Origin of the sequence: Candidatus Infernicultor aquiphilus, from assembly GCF_002784285.1 — a bacterium.
Taxonomy (GTDB): Bacteria; Atribacterota; Phoenicimicrobiia; order Phoenicimicrobiales; family Phoenicimicrobiaceae; genus Infernicultor; species Infernicultor aquiphilus.
In genome coordinates, this window is the sequence record NZ_PFKO01000117.1 from 1 (window position 1) to 1,446 (window position 1,446).

At 32.1% G+C, this 1,446-nt stretch carries 2 protein-coding genes; one reads left to right on the plus strand and one right to left on the minus strand.

The window, feature by feature from the left end; translation table 11 throughout:
* Positions 1 to 33: 33 nt before the first annotated feature.
* Positions 34 to 1,221 (plus strand): L-rhamnose isomerase, encoded by a 1,188-nt coding sequence (gene rhaI, locus COZ07_RS03350; RefSeq protein WP_406607173.1) that lies wholly within the window; start codon positions 34 to 36, stop codon positions 1,219 to 1,221.
* 42 nt (positions 1,222 to 1,263) lie between these two features.
* Here rhaI and COZ07_RS03355 read toward each other — a convergent pair.
* A partial coding sequence (locus tag COZ07_RS03355; RefSeq protein ID WP_406607172.1) for a hypothetical protein occupies positions 1,264 to 1,446 on the minus strand: 183 nt, incomplete at its 5' end.

Consider the following 1,446-nt stretch of genomic DNA (forward strand, 5'->3'; position numbering starts at 1 on the left):
GAGGGAAGAATAAGATTATTTATTCTTAATAAAATGAGAGACTATAAAATAAGTTATAATATTTTGAAATCCTCTTTAGAAGAAAAAGGAATTGAGGTAAATAAAGTTGAGAAGAGGTTAAAGACATTAAAGATTGAAACCCCAAGCTGGGGTTATGCGGATTCAGGTACACGTTTTGCAATTTTCAAACAAAAAAATGCTGCTAAAAAGGTAAAGGAAAAAATTCAAGATGCAGCGGAGGTTCATAAACTTACTGGAATATGTCCATCTATAGCTTTACATATTCCTTGGGATATAACTGATGACTGGGATGCTCTTTTAGAATATTCTCTTTCTTTAGGAATAAGGCCAGGAGCTGTAAATCCCAATTTATTTCAGGATCCAGATTATAAATTAGGAAGTCTTTGCCATCCAGATGAAAAAGTAAGAAAAAAAGCCATTAATCATGTTCTGGAGTGTATAGACATTGCTAAGACCCTTAAATCTAAGGATATTTCTCTTTGGTTAGCTGATGGAACCAACTATCCTGGGCAGGATGATATGAGAGAAAGAAAACACCGGTTGGAAGAGAGCTTAAAAGAGATATATAAAAATTTAGAAAAAGATATGCGCCTACTGATAGAATATAAATTCTTTGAGCCAGCTTTTTATCATACGGATATAGCAGACTGGGGAATGGCTTATAATTTATGTACAAAATTAGGTGACCAGGCAATGGTATTAGTGGATTTAGGACATCACCCTTTAAGTACCAATATAGAACAAATTGTAGCTTATCTTTTAGATGAGGAAAAGTTAGGAGGGTTCCATTTTAACAACAAAAAATACGCTGATGATGATCTTACTGTAGGATCTATAAACCCTTATGAATTTTTCCTTATTTTTAATGAATTAGTTTCAGCAAAAGACAATGGAATAAAGGCTAATATAGCTTATATGATAGACCAGTGTCACAATCTTAAGCCAAAAATTGAAGAAATGATCCAAAGTGTGGAAAATATTCAAAAAACCTATGCCAAAGCCCTAATTGTAGATAGAAAATCTTTGAGAAAATTCCAACAAAACGAAGATATAATTATGGCGGAGAAGGTACTAACTGAAGCTTTTGAAACTGATATAAAGCCTCTTTTGTTTAAAGTAAGGGAAGAGATGGGGGTTCCTTTAAACCCTCTTGAATTTTTTAGAGAGAGTGGATATATAAATAAATTAAAAAGAGAATAGTAGCTTATCTAAATAATAGAAAGATAATATTTCTTAATTTTATTAAATGGTTGTAATCCAAAAAGTAAACAAACCTGTCCTCGACCTGATCGGGGAATGGTAATGTAGGGGAATGTAGGGGTCGGATTTATCCGACCCGGTATTGCTATATAAAATCTTTTGAAAATATTTTTGGCTTTTTGGGAAATAACCATTAAATGATAAATATTCTACATTAAAAAATTT

Bases quoted from the DNA above. Each gene is read 5' to 3' on its own strand.
- rhaI (WP_406607173.1), top strand. From the start codon at position 34: ATGAGAGACTATAAAATAAGTTATAATATTTTGAAATCCTCTTTAGAA.